The 18,555-nt window shown below is 65.6% G+C and carries 14 protein-coding genes and 1 tRNA gene; 11 read left to right on the top strand and 4 right to left on the bottom strand.

The window, feature by feature from the left end; genetic code table 11:
- Nucleotides 1-28 precede the first annotated feature (28 nt).
- The 3 genes from AC5RTB_RS04985 (at nucleotide 29) to AC5RTB_RS04975 (ending at nucleotide 3,880) form a co-directional block, all read left to right on the top strand.
- Nucleotides 29-1,855: an ABC transporter ATP-binding protein gene (locus AC5RTB_RS04985; protein WP_494059979.1), complete on the top strand. Its 1,827-nt coding sequence runs from the start codon at nucleotides 29-31 to the stop codon at nucleotides 1,853-1,855.
- Entirely contained in the window at nucleotides 1,852-3,705 is a 1,854-nt protein-coding gene (locus AC5RTB_RS04980; protein ID WP_494059978.1) for an ABC transporter ATP-binding protein, read from the top strand. The genes AC5RTB_RS04985 and AC5RTB_RS04980 overlap by 4 nt, the downstream gene beginning before the upstream one ends.
- 101 nt (nucleotides 3,706-3,806) lie before the next feature.
- Nucleotides 3,807-3,880, top strand: a tRNA-Pro gene (locus AC5RTB_RS04975).
- 66 nt (nucleotides 3,881-3,946) lie between these two features.
- Here the strand turns inward: AC5RTB_RS04975 and AC5RTB_RS04970 are convergent.
- Together AC5RTB_RS04970 and purD are read right to left on the bottom strand one after the other, a co-directional pair.
- Complete coding sequence (locus AC5RTB_RS04970; protein ID WP_494059977.1) at nucleotides 3,947-4,813, bottom strand: phosphoribosylaminoimidazolesuccinocarboxamide synthase; 867 nt, start codon at nucleotides 4,811-4,813, stop codon at nucleotides 3,947-3,949.
- Between the two features lie 2 nt (nucleotides 4,814-4,815).
- Nucleotides 4,816-6,117, bottom strand: coding sequence for a phosphoribosylamine--glycine ligase (gene purD, locus AC5RTB_RS04965; RefSeq protein WP_494059976.1), 1,302 nt, complete (start codon nucleotides 6,115-6,117; stop codon nucleotides 4,816-4,818).
- A 115-nt stretch (nucleotides 6,118-6,232) separates the two neighbouring features.
- Between purD and AC5RTB_RS04960 the strand changes: the two genes are divergently transcribed.
- The 7 genes from AC5RTB_RS04960 (at nucleotide 6,233) to purM (ending at nucleotide 13,844) form a co-directional block, all read left to right on the top strand.
- Nucleotides 6,233-7,846 carry a molybdopterin-dependent oxidoreductase gene (locus AC5RTB_RS04960; protein ID WP_494059975.1) on the top strand — a complete coding sequence of 538 codons (1,614 nt, stop codon included), beginning with the start codon at nucleotides 6,233-6,235 and terminating at the stop codon, nucleotides 7,844-7,846.
- 76 nt (nucleotides 7,847-7,922) lie between these two features.
- On the top strand, nucleotides 7,923-8,948 hold the full coding sequence (locus AC5RTB_RS04955; protein ID WP_494059974.1) for an asparaginase: 1,026 nt from the start codon (nucleotides 7,923-7,925) through the stop codon (nucleotides 8,946-8,948).
- Nucleotides 8,945-9,340 carry a sterol carrier family protein gene (locus tag AC5RTB_RS04950; protein WP_494060403.1) on the top strand — a complete coding sequence of 132 codons (396 nt, stop codon included), beginning with the start codon at nucleotides 8,945-8,947 and terminating at the stop codon, nucleotides 9,338-9,340. The genes AC5RTB_RS04955 and AC5RTB_RS04950 overlap by 4 nt, the downstream gene beginning before the upstream one ends.
- On the top strand, nucleotides 9,337-10,785 hold the full coding sequence (locus tag AC5RTB_RS04945) for a DUF2079 domain-containing protein (RefSeq protein ID WP_494059973.1): 1,449 nt from the start codon (nucleotides 9,337-9,339) through the stop codon (nucleotides 10,783-10,785). The genes AC5RTB_RS04950 and AC5RTB_RS04945 overlap by 4 nt, the downstream gene beginning before the upstream one ends.
- A gap of 18 nt (nucleotides 10,786-10,803) precedes the next feature.
- Complete coding sequence (locus AC5RTB_RS04940; protein WP_494059972.1) at nucleotides 10,804-11,097, top strand: hypothetical protein; 294 nt, start codon at nucleotides 10,804-10,806, stop codon at nucleotides 11,095-11,097.
- A gap of 66 nt (nucleotides 11,098-11,163) precedes the next feature.
- A complete protein-coding gene (gene purF / locus AC5RTB_RS04935; RefSeq protein ID WP_494059971.1) occupies nucleotides 11,164-12,723 on the top strand; it encodes an amidophosphoribosyltransferase in 1,560 nt (519 codons plus the stop codon).
- Nucleotides 12,720-13,844, top strand: coding sequence for a phosphoribosylformylglycinamidine cyclo-ligase (purM, locus tag AC5RTB_RS04930; RefSeq protein ID WP_494059970.1), 1,125 nt, complete (start codon nucleotides 12,720-12,722; stop codon nucleotides 13,842-13,844). The genes purF and purM overlap by 4 nt, the downstream gene beginning before the upstream one ends.
- 127 nt (nucleotides 13,845-13,971) lie before the next feature.
- On the opposite strand, the gene AC5RTB_RS04925 is transcribed toward purM, so the two are convergent.
- On the bottom strand, nucleotides 13,972-14,199 hold the full coding sequence (locus AC5RTB_RS04925) for a DUF3073 domain-containing protein (RefSeq protein ID WP_494059969.1): 228 nt from the start codon (nucleotides 14,197-14,199) through the stop codon (nucleotides 13,972-13,974).
- 274 nt (nucleotides 14,200-14,473) lie between these two features.
- Between AC5RTB_RS04925 and AC5RTB_RS04920 the strand changes: the two genes are divergently transcribed.
- Entirely contained in the window at nucleotides 14,474-15,901 is a 1,428-nt protein-coding gene (locus tag AC5RTB_RS04920; protein WP_494059968.1) for a septum formation family protein, read from the top strand.
- Between the two features lie 38 nt (nucleotides 15,902-15,939).
- Here AC5RTB_RS04920 and clpB read toward each other — a convergent pair whose 3' ends face one another.
- A complete protein-coding gene (gene clpB, locus AC5RTB_RS04915) occupies nucleotides 15,940-18,537 on the bottom strand; it encodes an ATP-dependent chaperone ClpB (RefSeq protein ID WP_494059967.1) in 2,598 nt (865 codons plus the stop codon).
- Nucleotides 18,538-18,555: the final 18 nt, after the last annotated feature.

Below are 18,555 nucleotides of genomic sequence, written 5' to 3'. Positions count from 1 at the left end.
TCGTATCTTCGAGTTTCGAGGGAAGAGCATGCCGACGCAAACAACGCTGTGGGAGTCTCTCAACCGACTGTACCCGCACCTGAAACCGATCATTCCGCGACTGGTTCTCGGGCTTTTCGCCGCGCTCGGCGCCAGCATCATGGTCCTAGCCATCCCGCAGGTGTTCCGCGTCCTCGTCAACGACGCCCTCGCTGAAGGGCAGTCCACCTCGACCGTATGGATTGCGTCCGGAATCGTTCTCCTGCTCGGCGTGCTCGAAGCTGCGTTTGTTGCGCTGCGGCGGTTCTTCGTCATCAATCCCGCCACTACCGTCGAAACCAACCTGCGCACGTCGTTCTATCGGCATCTGCAGAACCTCGCGGTGGCTTTCCATGACCGTTGGGGAAGCGGTCAGCTGCTTTCCCGCGCGATGACCGACCTGAACCTCATGCGGCGGTGGATGGCATTCGGCGCCATCATGCTCGTGGTCGACGCTCTGACGGTGACTGCAGGCGTGGCCATCATGTTCTTCATGAGCTGGCTCCTGGCGCTGATTTTCCTCACGGCCGCGATCCCCGTGATGATCTACGGGTTCCGGTTCCGCACCTCCTACAGCCGGGTTTCGCGCAAGAGTCAGGATCAGGCCGGTGATCTGGCCACCACGGTGGAGGAATCAGTCCACGGTATCCGCGTGCTGAAGGCCTTCGGGCGGAGCAGGGAGGCCCTCGACGCGTTCAGCGACCAGGCCGAGGAGCTGCGTGAGACCGAGATCCATAAGGCCAGGAGCCTGGCAACGTTCTCGCTCATCGTCACGCTGCTGCCGGAGCTGGCACTCGGTGCTTCGCTGGTGACGGGCATCCTCCTGGCTGTGAATGGTGATGTCAGCATCGGTGGCCTCGTCGCCTTCTTTGCAACCGCCGGCGTGGTCGCAGGACGCGTCGAGTTCATCGGCCCTCTGCTTGCCATGACGTTCACCGCCAAGACGGCGATTGACCGGCACTACGAGGTCATGGAGGCCGAGAACACCATCACCGACCCTCCCGATCCGCGGGTCCTGCATGATCCGCGTGGAGAGGTAACCTTCGACGACGTTCATTTCCGCTATCCCGACGCCGAGGACACGTCCACCTCCGTCATCGACGGCGTCAACCTCACACTGAGAGCCGGCGAAACCATGGCGCTGGTGGGTGTGACCGGTTGCGGCAAGAGCACCCTGCTCCAGCTGGTCCCCCGGCTCTACGACGTCACCGGCGGTGCCATCCGGATCGATGGAATCAACCTACGCAAGCTCACCCTTGATGAACTTCGCCGGCACGTGGCAGTGGCCTTTGAGGACACCACGCTGTTCTCAAACTCGGTCCGCGAAAATGTGCTGATGGGTGCGGATGCGAAGAACGACGGCGACGCCGAGGCAATCCTCGCCGAGGCCCTTGACGTGGCTCAGGCCCACTTCGTGTATTCCCTTCCCGACGGTGTCGATACCCTGATCGGTGAAGAAGGTCTGAGCCTCTCCGGCGGGCAGCGGCAGCGGCTCGCGCTCGCCCGGGCCATCGCTGCCAAACCGAAGGTGCTGGTCCTCGACGACCCGCTGTCCGCGCTGGACGTGCGCACCGAGGAACTGGTTGAGGAACGGCTGCGCGAAGTCCTCGCCGACACCACAACGCTGATCGTGGCGCATCGCCCCTCGACCGTTGCACTAGCCGACCGGGTGGCCCTGATGGAGAACGGACGCATCGCGGACGTCGGCAGCCACACCGAACTGCTGGCGCGCAGTGACCACTACCGCTACGTCATCGCGAGCCTGAGCGAGGAGCCGGTGGATCTGGACAGCGAGCTGGAAGAGCTGGAGCACAAAGACCAGGAGGCCCGCGCATGAGTACCTCACCGAAGCCGGACAGATCCAAGTCGCCGTCGTCGTCGGGCATTTCCTCCGGAGTCCACAACGAAGACGAGGTGATGCTCGACCGGGCACAGAACAAGTCGGTGCGGTCGCGGTCCTTCAAGCTCCTCGGATCGCTGATCCGTCCCAACCGCAGGCAGTTCATCTGGACCGCATTCCTGGTGGTCTTTTCGCAGATTGCCCGGGTGGCCGGACCCGCCATCATCGCTTTCGGTATCGACCACGCGCTCCCCTCCCTGCTGCAGGGAGACTCCGCGCTGCTCTGGGTCACGGGCATCACCTACCTTGTGGCGGCCGTGCTGGCGGCAACGCTCACCGCCGGTTATGTCCTCGCGGCAGCAAGGCTGAGCCAGGAGATGCTGCTGGATCTGCGCCTGCGCGTCTTCCGGCACACGCAGCGGTTGAGCCTCGAGTTCCACGAGAAGTACACGTCGGGCCGCATCATCTCGCGGCAGACCTCGGACCTCGAGGCGCTGCGCGAACTGCTCGATTCCGGTGTGAGCTCGCTGGCTTCCGGCGTGATGTACATGGCGTTCACCGCCGTCACCATCTTTGTGCTCGACTGGCCCACCGGACTGCTGATCCTCGTCGCGGCCATTCCAATGACGTTCCTGGCCCGCTGGTACCAGAAGCATTCCCAGATCGCGTACCGGTCGTCGCGGGTGGTCTCGGCCAAGCTGATCGTCCACTTCATCGAGACCATGACCGGCATTCGCGCCGTGAAGGCCTTCCGCCGGGAGAAGGTCAACGCAGACCGCTACGACGAACTCGCCGAGGACTACCGCCGTGTGACGGTGCGCTCGATCAACCTCAACGGTGTCTTCCAGCCGGGCCTGGTGCTGATCGGCAACGTGACCGTCGCTGCGGTGCTGCTGTTCGGCGGTTTCCGCGTCCTCGGGGGGTCCCTGGAGATCGGCGCGCTGCTGGCCCTGCTTCTCTACAGCAAGCGCTTTTTCCAGCCAGTGGACCAGATGGCGATGTTCTACAACTCCTTCCAGTCGGCTGCCGCAGCCCTCGAGAAGGTATCCGGGCTGCTCGAGGAAGTACCGACCGTGCGTCCTCCGAAGAACCCGGTATCCCTGAAGAACGCACAGGGCAGGATCGAGTTCGACGGCGTCGAGTTCCGTTACGGGGATGGCCCGGTCATCCTTCCCCGCATGGACCTCACCATCCCCGCCGGTCAGACGGTTGCACTCGTCGGACAGACCGGTGCTGGAAAGTCGACGCTTGCCAAGGTGATCGCCCGGTTCTATGACGTTTCGACCGGACGCGTCACGCTCGACGGCGTCGACCTCCGCGAGCTCGCGCCGGCGGACCTGCGCCGCGCCGTCGTCATGGTCACCCAGGAGGCGTTCCTGTTCAGCGGCAGCGTGGCGGACAACATCGCTCTCGGCAAGCCCGAGGCGAGCCGGGAGGAGATCGAGGCCGCGGCCAGGTCGGTGGGAGCACACGAGTTCATCACCTCGCTGCCCGAGGGCTATGACACCGATGTGAACAAGCGCGGCGGACGGGTCTCCTCCGGGCAGCGGCAGCTCATCAGCTTCGCCCGGGCCTTCCTTGCCGATCCGGCAGTGCTGATCCTGGATGAGGCGACGTCGTCTCTGGATATCCCGAGCGAGCGGCTGGTCCAGCAGGGCCTGCAGAAGCTGCTGGGCAACCGGACCGCGCTCATCATTGCCCACCGGCTCTCGACGGTGGAGATTGCCGACCGCGTTCTGGTGGTGCACGACGGCACCGTGGTCGAGGACGGGACGCCGGCCGACCTCATCACTGGTAACGGCCGATTCGCCACGTTGCACGCTGCCTGGCGGGACTCGCTGGTCTAGTTCTGTTTCTGCCGTCGGCTAGTTGGCGTAAGTTCGTAACTGGCGACTTTCTCCGTTATCCTTGAGAGGTTGCTTTCGCAGGTTTATGGTGCGGAAGACATCGGGGTGTGGCGCAGCTTGGTAGCGCGCGTCGTTCGGGACGACGAGGCCGCAGGTTCAAATCCTGTCACCCCGACACAGAAAAAGGTGCCCGCTGGTGCGGGCACCTTTTGTGTTTCCGGAACACTGTCTCCGGAACGATCTAGACGAACTTCTCGCCCGTCAGCCGCTCATAGGCCTCGATGTACCGGGCCCGGGTCTTCTCAACCACGTCGACCGGCAGCGCGGGCGGTTCGGAGACGCGGTCCCAGCCGGCGTCGTCGGACGTGAGCCAGTCGCGCACAAACTGCTTGTCAAAGGACGGCTGCGCCTTGCCCGGCGAGTACAGCGCAGCGTCCCAGAAACGCGACGAATCCGGCGTCAGCACCTCGTCCCCGAGGGTCACTTCTCCCGTGCGGGACATCCCGAACTCCACCTTGGTGTCCGCGAGGATGATCCCCCGATCCCGCGCGATGGACTCCGCCCGGGAGTAGATGTCGAGCGTGAGGGAGCGCAGCTTGGCCGCCAGGTCATCCCCCACCATCATGACGACGGCGTCGTAGCTGATGTTCTCGTCGTGCTCGCCTACCTCCGCCTTGGCCGACGGCGTGAACAGCGGCTCCTCCAACCGCGAGCCGTCCACCAAACCTTCGGGCAACGGCAGCGAACACACCGTCCCCGACGATTTGTACTCCAGCAAACCCGTGCCGGTCAGGTACCCGCGGGCGATGCACTCGACGGGGTACATCTCCAGCCGCTGGCAGATCATGGCCCGCCCGGCAACCTCGGCGGGAACGTCGGTGGACAGGACGTGGTTGGGGATACCGGACAGTTGCTCGAACCACCAGAGGCTCAGCTGCGTCAGCACCCGTCCCTTGTCCGGGATTTCGGAGGACAGCACGTAGTCGTAGGCGCTGATCCGGTCACTGGCGACCACCAGCACGCGATCGTCCTCACCCGTTTCCGGCTCGTAAAGATCCCGCACCTTACCCGAGTAGATGTGCCGCCAGCCCGCAAGTTCCTGTGCCATGCCTATGCCTCGCCCGTCACTGAAGCTGCCTGCGAAACAACAACCTCGCTGCGCGCAGCTTTCGCAGCGATATCCGTGCGGTACTGGCCGCCTTCCAGATCAAGACGGCTCACGCCGTCGTACGCCTTGTCACGCGCTTCGGAGAGATCCTCACCGAGCCCGACGACGGCGAGCACCCGCCCGCCGGCGGACACCACCGAGCCGTCCTCCCCGAGCGAAGTGCCGGCATGCAGGACGTGCACGCCCTCCAGGGCGGCGACGTCGGCCAGGCCGTTGATGGGATCGCCGGTGCGCGGAGTATCGGGGTAATTCGCAGAAGCAAGCACGACGGCGACAGCCGCCTGGGAGGACCAGTTCAGGTTGTCGACGGTGTCCAGTTCGCCCTTCGCGGCCGCGAGGAGAATTCCTCCCAGAGGAGTCTTGAGGCGGGCGAGCACGGCTTGGGTCTCGGGGTCGCCGAACCGGGCGTTGAACTCAATGACGCGCAACCCGCGCGAAGTCAGCGCCAGTCCACAGTAGAGGACGCCGGTGAACGGGGTGCCGCGGCGTGCCATCTCGTCGATGGTGGGCTGCGCAACACGCTCGATCACTTCCTCGACCAATCCGGCGGGCACCCACTCCAGCGGCGAGTAGGCCCCCATGCCGCCCGTGTTCGGCCCTTCATCATTGTCGAAGATGCGCTTGAAGTCCTGTGCCGGCGCGAGGGGCACCACGGTGGAGCCGTCGGAGAGGACGAAGAGGGACACCTCGGGGCCGTCGAGGTACTCCTCGATGACCACCGAGCCGCCGGCGTCGAAGCACGCCTGCGCATGTTCGAGTGCGACAGTGCGGTTCGAGGTCACCACAACTCCCTTGCCAGCTGCCAGCCCGTCGTCCTTGACGACGTACGGCGCGCCGAAGGAATCCAGCGCTTCTTCAGCTTCGGCGGCGTTCGAAGCCACCTTCGCCATCGCCGTCGGAACCGACGCGGCGGCCATGACCTGCTTGGCGAACGCCTTCGATGCCTCGAGCTGCGCCGCGGCTTTCGTCGGCCCGAAAACGGGGGTGCCGGCTGCGATCAGCGCGTCTGCCACACCCGCGGCGAGCGGCGCTTCCGGCCCCACGACCACCAGGTCGGAACCCAGCCGGGCAGCCAGCTCCGTCACGGCGTCGGGGTTGTTCGGATCAATCGCGTGTACAGGTACGTCCTGGGCCATTCCGGCGTTGCCGGGAGCCGCGTGCACCTCGCTCACGAACGGATCAGCCAGGAGCGCTCGGACAATGGCGTGTTCGCGGCCTCCGGGGCCTATCACAAGAACCTTCACAGTAGTTCAGGGTACTGGGTTGCTCCCATGCCCAACTACTGCGCGGGACCACTATGAAGCATTACGCTGGTCCCGGACCACCAATACTCCGACTCGCTCTCTCCGAACACTCAGTATGAAAACCGTTCGCACGTTCAGGCGCAGCGCCTCGTCACTAGCGGTACTGCCGATGTTTGCCGGAATTCTCGCGGCAGGGCTGGTGCTGGGCGTCGCTGAACTGATCGGTGCGTTCTTCTCACCCCGGTCCGCGCCGCTGATCGCGCTGGGCTCGACCTTCATCGACTTCACGCCGTCGTGGCTGAAGGACTTCGCGATCGACACCTTCGGCACCAATGACAAGCTCGCGCTCTTCGTCGGCATGGCAGGAACGATCATCGTCCTCGCCGCCGTCCTTGGCTACCTGGCCTGGCGGCGCTGGATCTTCGGCGTCGCGGGTGTCCTGCTGATGGGCGCAGTGATGGCCGCCGCCGTCGTCTCCCGCGCCGGAGCCTCCCCGCTCGACGCGGTGCCGTCGATTGCGGGCACACTGGCCGGTCTGGGCGCGCTGTGGTGGATGATCCGGAAGCTGCACGCTTCCCAGCCCTCCACCGCCGCGGAAACAACGACCAACGACGACGGCGCCTTCAGCACCGCTCATGCGGTCCGCGGGCGGGACAGAGGTAGCGTCAGCAGGCGAGGATTCTTCGCCGCCGCGGGGATCACTGCCGTCGTTGCCGCAGCCACAGCAGCGGGAGGCGCAGCAGTCAGCGGAATCCGCAACACCGTAAACGTAGCCCGCGAGCGCCTGAGGTTCCCGGCGCCTGCAAGCCCGGCGATGCCGGTCCCGGCCGGAGTGGAGGTGGACCTTGACGGGGTCGAACCGTGGGTCACACCGAATCCCGACTTCTACCGGATCGACACCGCACTGCAGGTGCCCGCCATCGACGTCGACACCTGGGAATTGCGCGTCCACGGCATGGTGGAGGAGGAAGTACGTATCGGTTTCCAGGACCTGCTGGACTCGGCACTGATCGAGCGGCACATCACCCTCACCTGCGTGTCCAACCCGATCGGCGGGGACCTGGTTGGCAACGCCAAATGGCTCGGCTACCCGATCCGCAAGCTCCTCGAACGCGCCCGCCCGACAGAGGGCGCGGACATGGTCCTGTCCACGAGCACCGACGGCTTCAGCGCTTCCACTCCCCTGCCCATCCTGCAGGACGACCGCGACGCCATTCTCGCCGTCGCCATGAATGACGAGCCGCTTCCGCTCGAACACGGCTACCCGGTCCGAATGGTGGTCCCCGGGCTGTACGGGTACGTCTCGGCGACCAAGTGGGTAGTGGACCTTGAGGTGACCCGGTTCGCCGATGCCACGGCGTACTGGACCGACCGCGGGTGGTCCGAGCGCGGTCCCATCAAGACGCAGTCCCGTGTAGCCGTTCCGCGTGCCTTCGCGAAGATCCCCGCCGGAGCGCTCCGGGTCGGCGGCACCGCCTGGGCGCAGAACCGCGGGATCGACAGGGTGGAAGTACAGGTCGACGACGGACCCTGGGAAGAAGCCACCCTGGCCGCCGAGTACACAGTGGACACCTGGCGGCAGTGGACACACGAGGTGCAGCTTGAGTCCGGTTCACACCGGATCCGTTCACGGGCCTATGACCCGGACGGCGTCCAGACGGAAGAACGCGCGGACACCGTTCCGGACGGCGCCTCGGGCTGGCACACGGTCCAGTTCTCGGCAGAGTGACCGCTCCACCTGACTTGTGCCCACCGGATGACCCTCCACCGGTGGGCACGAGACACGTCCCGCGGATGAGCAACGCATGATGCGCAATACTGGAAGTATGCCCTCCACCTTCACCTCCTCCAGCGCGGTTGATCTCGCGGTCCTGGAGCGCAACGGCTTCATCGAGTCCCGCCACATCGGCTCCGCCGTCGTCCTCGCGGCGGACGGCTCCATCGTCACGGAACTGGGCGACGTGAACACGCCGATCTTTCCGCGCTCCACCCTGAAGCCGTTCCAGGCCCTGGCGGCCATGCAGGCGGGTGTTCCACTGCGTGGACCGCAGGTGGCCCTGGCAGCGGCCAGCCATGTTGGCAGCCACGAGCACATGGATGTCGTGAAGTCCATGCTCAGCGCAGCTGGTGTCACCGAGGATGATCTGCAGTGCCCGGCCGACTGGCCCCAGGACGAGGAAGCCCGCCACTGGCTGATCCGCACCGACAAGGGGCGCCAGCGCCTGGCGTTCAACTGCTCAGGCAAGCACGCCGCGTTCCTGTGGGCCTGTAGCGAGAACTCGTGGGATCACAAGACCTACCTCGACCGGGATCATCAACTGCAGCAGCGGATCGCCGGCGTCATCGAGGAATACACGGAAGAGCAGATTCAGCACTGGGCGGTTGACGGGTGTGGCGCACCGCTCGGTGCCGTGTCCCTCACCGGGCTGGCGCGCGGTATCGGCAAGATCGCCAAGGCCCCCTCGGACAAGAACGCAGACGCCCGCGCGGCCACAATTGCAACAGCCATGCTCGACTACCCGTGGGCCGTCCACGGACACGGCCGCGAAAACTCCGTGGTCATGGAGGACCTTGGGATTCTCGCGAAGAACGGCGCCGAGGGTGTCCTCGTGATGGCCGCACCCACCGGCGTCTCCATGGCCCTCAAGGTCCTGGATGGCAATATCCGGGCCACCACCCTCGTGGGGCTGACCCTCCTTGCCGCCTCCGGCGCACTCGACGCCGAATCGGTTGCTCCCGTGCTCGAGAAGGTTGTCCAGCCCGTGCTCGGCGGCGGCGAACCCGTGGGCAAGCTGCGCCTCGCCTCTCCCGTCATGGCCCTGCTGGACTGACCATGGCACGACGGCGTATCCCTGCGGCAGCCGGTGACGCTGCGGTCCGCGCGGTGGCCGCCGGCAGCAGCGACCGCACTGAACGGACGACGGCAGTGCGCTACTCCCTGGAGGAGCTCACCGCCCGCGCACCCGGCAACAGCGTGGAGGTGCGGGTTCCCCCACTCGGCGTCACGCAATGCGTTGAAGGCCCGCGCCATACCCGCGGGACTCCGCCCAACGTCATCGAAACGGATGCTGATACCTGGCTCAAGCTGATCACCGGCGAACTCGGCTGGGCGCAGGCGGTTGCATCCGGCGCGGTCCTGGCCTCGGGCCAGCGGGCCGACCTGTCCGCGCTGTTGCCCCTCTTCCCGCGCACAGCGCCCTCCCCCGCTTCAGGTCCGCCATGATCCTCGAGCGCGAGCGCTCTACCCAACCGAACTTCCTGGTCCGGGAAGTACGCCGCGTACTCGCCGCTATCCGGCGTCAACCGATCGAGGCGTGGGCGGTTGCCGGAGTGGTCACCGCCCTGTACACGGTATTTTCCATTGCCCAGTGGAACAGACTCGACACCCCGTCCTGGGATTTGGGCATCTTTACCCAGCTCGCGAAGGCGTATGCCGGATTCGAAGCGCCGATCGTGCCGATCAAAGGGCACGATTTCAACCTCCTCGGTGACCATTTCCATCCGCTGCTCATCATTCTGGGTCCTGCGTACGCGGTCTTCCCGTCGGGGCTGACCCTGCTCATCCTTCAGAACCTGCTGGTGGGTTGGTCGGTCCTTATCCTCACGCGACTGGCCGTACGGCATGTCGGACGCGTTCCGGGTCTTTTCCTCGGAACGGCCTACGGCCTGTCCTGGGGGATCCAGGGCGCCGTCGCCGTGCAGTTCCACGAGATAGCACTGGCGTTACCCCTGTTGGCGCTGGCGCTGGAGGCATACATCGAGGGCCGGCTCCGCACCGCCGTCGTCGCCGGTGCCCTGCTGGTGTTCGTGAAGGAGGATATGGGACTGACCGTGTTCGCCTTCGGGCTCGTGCTCGCCTGGCGTTTTGGTGACCGGTTCCAGGCGGGCCTGTGGTTGGCGCTCTGGGGGCTTGCCTGGGTTGTCCTGTCCGTGGGCGTCATACTCCCGGCATTGAACAGCGGCGGAACGTACGACTACTCCGACCGCATCGACGTCGCGGCGCTTCTGGCCGACCCTGTCAGCACCATCTTCGCCATGCTCGCAGCCGTGGAGAAATACGAAACGCTGTGGCTGCTCCTCATTGCCGGCGGGTTCCTGTTTCTGCGCTCGCCGTTGGCCCTCGTGATGCTGCCCACGCTGGTGTGGCGCTTCGCGGCCGAGAATCCGTCCTACTGGGGCCCGGACTGGCACTACAACGCGGTGCTCATGCCCGTTCTGTTTGCCGCACTCGTCCACGCGATCCTCGCCGCCCGCCGCAGCAGGCGACGCTGGCTGCGGTCGTATAGTGCCGCCGTCGTACCGGTTGTCACTGTGGTGGCGCTCACGCTCCTCCCCGGCCAGCCGCTCGGCGCGCTTGGCAAGCCTGCAACCTACGAGCAGTCACCACGCTGGGACGCGGCACACCGGATGATGGACCAAATCCCGGCCGGATCGACTGTAGAGACCGGCGTGGTGCTCATGCCGTACCTCGTCCCGGATACCGAGGTGTACTGGATCGGCAACGAGAACCCGGCGCCGGACTACCTCGTAGTCGACGCCGACGACTGGAGCTGGGGGCCTACGCGCCCTGCCAGCGCGGAGCAGTACGCCGAGGAAACCTACCCGGATGAGGACTACACACTCGTCTTCGACGAGGCCGGTTACCAGCTGGTCAAGCGCGCGAGCTGATCCCGGTAGCCTTTAAGCATGAGTTCGCAGCAGCCTCCGCAGCGCCGTCAGGTCACCATCCGGCGGGCCCCAAAATTCGCTCCGTTCATGGGACTGGGAGCGTTGCTCGGGTTCATCGCGGCGCTCATCGTGGCCTACACCGGTCCTGCTGATCCCACGCTGACCCGCGAGTCTGTGCTTGGCTTCTTCACCGTGGTGTTCGCGGTCCCCGGGCTCCTTGCCGGCGGACTTGTGGCCCTGCTTCTCGACCGGATCAGCGTCCGCCGCATGAAGCACGCGACGGCGGAGCGAACCAACGACGACGACGTGTGACTCACCGCTCCGCTATGTGACGGAGACACGAGATGGAGCACCATTACGCCGTGAGAGAATAGAGCAATGGTGCGCGGTGACGGACAGCTTTCCCACGATCTACTCCCCGGCGAAAAAGGCCCCCAGGATGCCTGCGGCGTCTTTGGCGTATGGGCTCCCGGCGAGGAAGTCGCCAAACTTACGTATTACGGGCTCTACGCCCTCCAGCACCGCGGGCAGGAGTCAGCGGGCATAGCCACCAGCGACGGCACCCGCATCAACGTCTATAAGGACATGGGTCTGGTCTCTCAGGTATTCGACGAGGCAACGCTGAACACCCTCACCGGCCACATCGCCGTCGGCCACTGCCGCTACTCCACCACCGGCTCCTCCAACTGGGCCAACGCGCAGCCCACGCTCGGCGCAACCGCCGTCGGAACCGTAGCTCTTGCCCACAACGGCAACCTCACCAACTCGGCAGATTTGTACCAGATGGTCCTCAAGCGCCACGGCAAGCCTCGCTCCGGTGAAATGGCGCAGGGCAACACCTCCGACACCGCGCTGGTCACCACCCTGCTCGCCGGCGACGACGGCCGCTCCCTCGAGGACACCGCCATGGAACTGCTGCCCACGATCGAGGGCGCGTTCTGCTTCGTGTTCATGGACGAGGGCACGCTGTACGCCGCCCGCGATGCCTACGGCGTACGCCCGCTGGTGCTCGGCCGGCTTGAGCGCGGCTGGGTTGTCGCATCGGAGCAGGCGGCGCTCGCTACCGTCGGCGCCAGCTTCATCCGGGAAATCGAACCGGGTGAGTTCATTGCCATCGACGAGGGCGGCGTCCGCTCGCGCCGCTTCGCATCGACGACGGCGGCCGGTTGCGTCTTCGAATATGTCTACCTCGCGCGCCCCGACGCCGCCATCGCCGGCCGCTCGGTGTACGACTCCCGCGTGGAAATGGGGCGCCAGCTCGCCCGGGAGAATCAGGCGGAGGCCGACGTCGTCATCCCCGTTCCCGAGTCCGGCACACCGGCAGCAGTTGGTTTCGCGGAGGAATCCGGTATCCCCTTCGCGCACGGGTTCGTGAAGAACGCCTACGTGGGACGCACCTTCATCCAGCCCAGCCAGACGCTCCGGCAGCTGGGCATCCGGCTGAAGCTCAACGCGCTGGAATCGGTGATCCGCGGGAAGCGGATTGTCGTCGTCGATGACTCCATTGTCCGAGGCAACACACAGCGCGCCGTAGTTCGCATGCTCCGCGAGGCCGGCGCCGCCGAAGTACACGTAAAGATCTCCTCCCCGCCGGTTCGCTGGCCGTGCTTCTACGGCATCGACTTCGCATCGCGCGCCGAGCTGATCGCCAACGGTGCCGCCGTCGACGAGATCAGCAAGTCCATCGGTGCGGACAGCCTCTCCTACATTTCTGAAGACGGCATGATCGAGGCAACGAAGCAACCGCGCGAGCGCCTGTGCACCGCATGCTTCACCGGCGAATACCCCATCGAACTGCCCGAGGAAGACCGCCGCGGAAAGAACCTCCTTGAGAGGGTCGATCCCGCGGAGAAGCCGGGCGCCACCGGATGTGACCCCGGGCCCGGCAACGAACTTGAAACCCTTTTGACCGAAGCTGACAAGAAAGAGCGGGTATGACCTCTTCTGACCCCATCACCTATGCAAGCGCCGGAGTAGACGTCGAAGCCGGCGATCGGGCGGTGGAGCTCATGAAGGACGCCATCAAGGCCACCCACTCGGCCAACGTGGTGGGCGGCGTCGGCGGTTTCGCTGGTCTCTATGACGTTTCGAAGCTCCTGACCTACCGCAAGCCGCTGCTCGCGACCTCCACTGACGGGGTGGGGACCAAGGTCGCGATCGCGCAGGCCATGGACATCCACGACACGATCGGTTTCGACCTCGTGGGCATGGTCGTGGACGACATCGTCGTGGTCGGTGCCGAACCGCTGTACATGACTGACTACATCGCCTGCGGCAAGGTGGTCCCCGAGCGCATCGCCGCGATTGTGCGCGGCATCGCCTCGGCCTGCTCCGTTGCCGGCACGGCCCTGGTGGGCGGCGAGACCGCAGAGCACCCCGGACTCCTGGGTGAACACGAGTACGACGTCGCGGGCGCCGCCACCGGTGTGGTGGAAGCGGACGCCCTTCTCGGCCCGGACCGGGTGCGTGAAGGCGACGTCATCATCGGCATGGCCTCCTCCGGCCTGCACTCGAACGGCTACTCACTGGTCCGCCGGGTGATCAACCAGGCCGGCTGGGCACTGGACCGTCAGGTGTCCGAGCTCGGGCGCACCCTCGGTGAGGAACTCCTCGAGCCCACTCGCGTCTACGCGGCCGACTGCCTCGACCTCGCCCGCCACTTCCCCCTCGATTCCGACGGCGCTGTGCACGGCTTCAGCCACGTGACCGGCGGCGGCCTCGCTGCCAACCTCGCGCGGGTACTTCCCCGCGGACTTGAGGCAACCGTGGACCGCTCGACCTGGTCACTTCCGCCGGTCTTCAGCCTGGTCTCAGAACTCGGCAGCGTACCCCTGCCGGACCTGGAGCGGACATTGAACCTCGGGGTTGGGATGGTCGCCGTAGTCTCTGCCGCGGGCGCCGACGACGCCGTGGCGCGCCTCAATGAGCGCGGTGTACCCGCATGGGTTATGGGCCAGGTGGCCAGTGCCTCCGGCGAAAGCACCGACGGGCCTGACTACGTACAGGGAGCCAAGGGCGTCGACGGCGGCGCAGTGCGGCTGGTCGGCGCGTACGCCTGACCGTCCCTCGACGACGCCCGGGAGTGATTCCCGGGGCACAACAAGAACCAGCGGCCTGACAGAATCCTGTCCTGGCCGCTGGTTCTCAACGTATTAGGCGAGCGTTCAGCTCAAGAAGAAGGGGCTTTTAGCCGATGCGGCGGGAGCTGCCGTCGTCCTCTTCATCATCGAACTCGTCCGCGTACTTGTCCTCATACGCCGAATAATCCGGTTCAACCGGGTCATCACGGCGGGAGGCGCGACTACCGGGGCCTGTGAGCTCACGCTGCAGCGCCGAATAGTCTGTGGCCGGGCTGAAGTACTTCATGTCCCGTGCCTGCTTGGTGGCTTTCGCCTTCTGACGGCCGCGCCCCATGGCGTGACCCCCTTTTGTGCGTCGATCCGGAGGTGGTCGCCGGGCCTTGAGAAGAAAGGCGCAACGAGGCCCCGGAGTATCCGGTCAATGTGTCGTACGTATAGGTTACATGGTTTCACAGGTCCGACGTGCTGGCCGACCCGGTTGTATCCGGCAATAGTTGCGCGGTTATCCACCGTCCATGCGGAATAGCCCCATAGTTGGCTAGAGTCGTGGGGTAATTGGACCAGAATCAGTCCGTCACCGCGGCTGGCACACGAAGGGGCAGTTCACTATGAGCGATCAGCCGGACAAGCCGGAGGATGGCGATTCCGCACCGGAGGAAGCCGCCATACCGGAACCGGAACTCCTCAGCGCTGACGACGTCCGCCTCTCCGACCCGGACGTCTCCGCTGATGCCGTTGAGCCGACCCTCAACACAACAGCGGAAGAGGTCCGCCTGAGCGAACCGTCCCTTGAAGGAGCGGAGATCAGCGACGACGCGGCCGCGGCCGCTTCGCTGGAGGAAGCAGCCGCGGAAGCCAAATCGGTCGCCCAGGAAGCCGAGAATGTCGGCACGCTCGTCGCCGGCCCCCGCCCGGCCGATGACCCGGCTGAGGTTGCCGCACCCTCGGGCACTGCACCCGCGGGAGGTACTGCCGGTGATGCGGCTTCCGAAAGCACTGCCGGTGATGCGGCTGACTTGTCCGACTCCGCGTCGATGGACGCACCGGGACTAAAGAAAGACACGGCTGACGCTTCGGCTGACGAGGAAGCGGACGCCGACGGGGAAGTGGACGCCGGTTCTGAGGCGCCTGCTTCCGGGGCTCCTGACGGCGCCGGTGAAGGCACCACCAACTCTCTGCCTGTCGGCATCCCCGCGCCGCCTGCCGATGCTCCGGGGAATGTCGGGCAAGAGAAGGCCGCAGAGCAGGCGACCTACAGCCCCCGAGCCTCCCCCGCAGCCGACACCTCAGCCGCGCCGGAGGGCACAGCACCGGAAGACACAGCACTGGAGGCCACAGCTCCGGAGGAAAAATCTCCTGACGCAGCCTGGGCGCAGCCTCTCCCTCGTCCTCACCCGCAAGCTCCGGGAAGTCCCGTGCCGCCTGTCGGCGGACCCTACGGCCTGCCGCCGGCGAGCCCTGATTCCCCTGCTCCCACCCGGAGTCGCGCGCGTGCGGTGGGAAGATCCTCAAGCGGATCGAAACGAAAGATGCTGATTCTCCTCGGCATGGTAGGCCTGCTGGTGCTAGCCCTCCTGATCTTCGCGATCATAAGCATTGTCAACGCTTTTGGATCAGGCGATTCGGCGGCAGGGTCCTCACCGAACACCACCCCGGGCGCGGACGGGATCATTGCCGAGAACATCTCGCCGCTGGACCTGGGCGCCGGTGCCTGCATTCTCGGATTCGATTCGGCCGATGTCAGTGCAGATGTCACGACTGTCACCTGCACCACGCCGCACAACGCCCAGCTGCTGGCGACCACCAGCTTCCCCGAGGATGCCGATTTCCCCGGGGAAGCCGCGCTGACTGCCAGCGGCGACGACCTGTGCAATTCGGTGCTGATCGACGAGAACGCGGCCGCTGACTACTCCGAGCTCACGCTCACCCAGGTCACCCCAACCTCGGGGACCTGGGCGGAGGGCGACCGCCGCGTTGACTGCTTCGTCGTTTCCGATGAAGGCAACGTCATTACGGACACCCTCCTCGCCGGGTAACCCGGCTCACGCCGGGCAGAGGGGCTGTAGAACCGGCGTTACCCTGTGACGCCGGTAACCGTCAGTCCTTCTGCGCCTTCCGCTGGGCGATCCACACGGACCTTGTCGCCGTCGTTGATCTCCCCGGCCAGCAATCCGCGGGCCAGGCGGTCGCCGATCTCGCGCTGCACCAAGCGGCGAAGCGGCCGGGCACCGTAGGCGGGGTCGAAGCCCGTGAGCGCCAGCCACTCCCTCGCTGCATCGGTGACGTCGAGTGTGAGTCGGCGATCCTGAAGGCGACCGGCGAGAGACTGCACCTGAAGGTCCACGATTCGCGAAAGCTCCTCGAGGCTCAGTGCGTCGAACATGATGATGTCGTCGAGCCGGTTGAGGAACTCCGGCTTGAAGCTCACGTTCACCACGGACATGACGGCATCCCTGCGGGCCGACTCGTCGAGTGTCGGGTCCACCAGGAACTGCGAGCCCATATTCGAGGTCATCACCAGGATCACGTTGCGGAAGTCCACTGTGCGTCCCTGTCCGTCGGTGAGCCGGCCGTCGTCGAGCACCTGCAGGAGGATGTCGAAGACTTCCGGATGTGCCTTCTCCACCTCGTCAAGCAGCACAACGCTGTAGGGCCGGCGCCGGACCGCCTCGGTCAGCTGGCCGCCTTCGTCATAACCGACATAACCCGGAGGCGCCCCCACCAGCCGCGCGACCGAGTGCTTCTCGGAGTACTCGGACATATCGATCCGGATCATGGCGCGCTCGTCATCGAACAGGAAGTCCGCGAGTGCCTTGGCGAGCTCGGTTTTGCCGACACCGGTGGGACCAAGGAACAAGAACGATCCGGTGGGACGATCGGGGTCGGAGATTCCAGCGCGGGCACGGCGCACAGCGTCGGAGACGGACGCGACCGCTTTCTTCTGCCCGATCAGGCGCTTCCCGAGGTTCTCTTCCATATGCAGCAGCTTTTGGCTTTCGCCCTGCAGCATGCGGCCGGCCGGAATCCCCGTCCACGCCGAGATGACCTCAGCAATGTCCGACGCAGTGACTTCCTCCGCAACCATCAGGTCCGGCGAGTCTGCGGACCGCTCCTCCTCAGCCTGCGCAGCTTCCAGCTCCCGCTGCACCTGAGGGATCTCACCGTAGAGAATGCGCGAAGCAGTCTCAAAGTCGCCCTCGCGCTGGGTGCGCTCCTGTTGCGAACGCAGCTCATCGAGTCTCGCCTTCAGGTCACCGATGCGGTTCAGCCCGGCTTTCTCAGCCTCCCAGCGGGCGTTCAGCGCGGCAAGCTGCTCCTTGCGGTCCGCCATGTCCGCGCGGAGAGCCGCAAGACGCTCCACCGAGGCCTCGTCGGATTCGCCTTCGAGCGCCAGCTCCTCCATGGTGAGGCGGTCGACGACACGGCGCAGCTGGTCGATCTCCTCCGGGGCGGAGTCGATCTCCATGCGCAGGCGGGACGCCGCTTCATCCACGAGGTCGATCGCCTTGTCCGGCAACTGCCGGCCCGTGATGTACCGGTTGGACAGCGTGGCGGCCGCAACCAGCGCCGAGTCGGCAATCGAGACCTTGTGATGCGCTTCGTAACGCTCCTTGAGCCCACGCAGGATTCCGATGGTGTCCTCGACACTCGGCTCACCGACATAGACCTGCTGGAAGCGGCGTTCCAGCGCGGCGTCCTTCTCGATGTTCTCGCGGTACTCATCGAGCGTGGTTGCGCCGATCAGCCGCAACTCACCGCGGGCAAGCATGGGCTTGAGCATATTGCCGGCATCCATGGACCCCTCGGACGCGCCGGCTCCGACGACGGTGTGCAGCTCATCAATGAAGGTGACGATCTGGCCGTTGGAAGCCTTGATCTCTTCGAGTACCGCCTTGAGCCGCTCCTCGAACTCGCCACGGTACTTGGCACCGGCGATCATCGAACCAAGATCCAGGCTGATGAGCGACTTCCCCCGCAGCGACTCCGGTACGTCACCGGCAACCATGCGCTGGGCCAGGCCCTCCACGACGGCGGTCTTGCCGACGCCCGGTTCACCGATCAGCACAGGATTGTTCTTGGTACGGCGCGAGAGCACCTGCACCACGCGACGGATTTCGGTATCGCGGCCGATCACCGGGTCCAGCTTGCCCGAGCGGGCGATCTCCGTCAGGTCCACGCCGAACTTCTCAAGCGCCTGGAAGGTGTTCTCCGGATCGGGACTGGTCACGCGCCGGTCACCCCGCACCCCGGGAAGCGCAGCGAGAAGGGCCTCCCGCGACGCGCCTTCTTCACGCAGGATCTTCCCGGCGGCGCCGGAGTCAGCGGCAAGTCCGAGCAGCAGGTGCTCGGTGGATACATACGAGTCACCGAGTGACTCCGCCTCCTGCTGCGCGGCCGTGATGACCTGCAGCATGGGCCGTGAGAACTGTGCCTGCGCCACAGACGAGCCCGACGACGACGGCATGGCCTTGATCGCGGTGCTCGCCTTGACGCTGACGCTGTCCGCGCTGATACCAGCCCCCGAGAGCAGTGCGACAGCCACGCCTTCGCGCTGGTCCATCAGCGCCTTCAGCAGATGCGCCGGCTCCACCTGCGGGTTGCCCGCGGTGGAGGCATTCATAGCGGAAGCGTTCAGAGCTTCCTGACTTTTGGTGGTGAACTTTGTGTCCATGCTGGCCTCCCTGCAATA

Source organism: Arthrobacter sp. M71 S08 (assembly GCF_059089725.1).
The sequence above is the reverse complement of the archived record's forward strand: the minus strand, read 5'-3'. Positions and strand labels throughout refer to the sequence as shown.

What these genes read in the sequence shown, in the direction of transcription:
- AC5RTB_RS04985 (WP_494059979.1), top strand. Translation starts at nt 29, where the DNA reads ATGCCGACGCAAACAACGCTGTGGGAGTCTCTCAACCGACTGTACCCG.
- AC5RTB_RS04980 (WP_494059978.1), top strand. Translation starts at nt 1,852, where the DNA reads ATGAGTACCTCACCGAAGCCGGACAGATCCAAGTCGCCGTCGTCGTCG.
- AC5RTB_RS04970 (WP_494059977.1), bottom strand. Translation starts at nt 4,813, where the DNA reads ATGGCACAGGAACTTGCGGGCTGGCGGCACATCTACTCGGGTAAGGTG.
- AC5RTB_RS04960 (WP_494059975.1), top strand. Translation starts at nt 6,233, where the DNA reads ATGAAAACCGTTCGCACGTTCAGGCGCAGCGCCTCGTCACTAGCGGTA.
- AC5RTB_RS04955 (WP_494059974.1), top strand. Translation starts at nt 7,923, where the DNA reads ATGATGCGCAATACTGGAAGTATGCCCTCCACCTTCACCTCCTCCAGC.
- AC5RTB_RS04945 (WP_494059973.1), top strand. Translation starts at nt 9,337, where the DNA reads ATGATCCTCGAGCGCGAGCGCTCTACCCAACCGAACTTCCTGGTCCGG.
- AC5RTB_RS04940 (WP_494059972.1), top strand. Translation starts at nt 10,804, where the DNA reads ATGAGTTCGCAGCAGCCTCCGCAGCGCCGTCAGGTCACCATCCGGCGG.
- purF (WP_494059971.1), top strand. Translation starts at nt 11,164, where the DNA reads ATGGTGCGCGGTGACGGACAGCTTTCCCACGATCTACTCCCCGGCGAA.
- purM (WP_494059970.1), top strand. Translation starts at nt 12,720, where the DNA reads ATGACCTCTTCTGACCCCATCACCTATGCAAGCGCCGGAGTAGACGTC.
- AC5RTB_RS04925 (WP_494059969.1), bottom strand. Translation starts at nt 14,199, where the DNA reads ATGGGGCGCGGCCGTCAGAAGGCGAAAGCCACCAAGCAGGCACGGGAC.
- AC5RTB_RS04920 (WP_494059968.1), top strand. Translation starts at nt 14,474, where the DNA reads ATGAGCGATCAGCCGGACAAGCCGGAGGATGGCGATTCCGCACCGGAG.
- clpB (WP_494059967.1), bottom strand. Translation starts at nt 18,537, where the DNA reads ATGGACACAAAGTTCACCACCAAAAGTCAGGAAGCTCTGAACGCTTCC.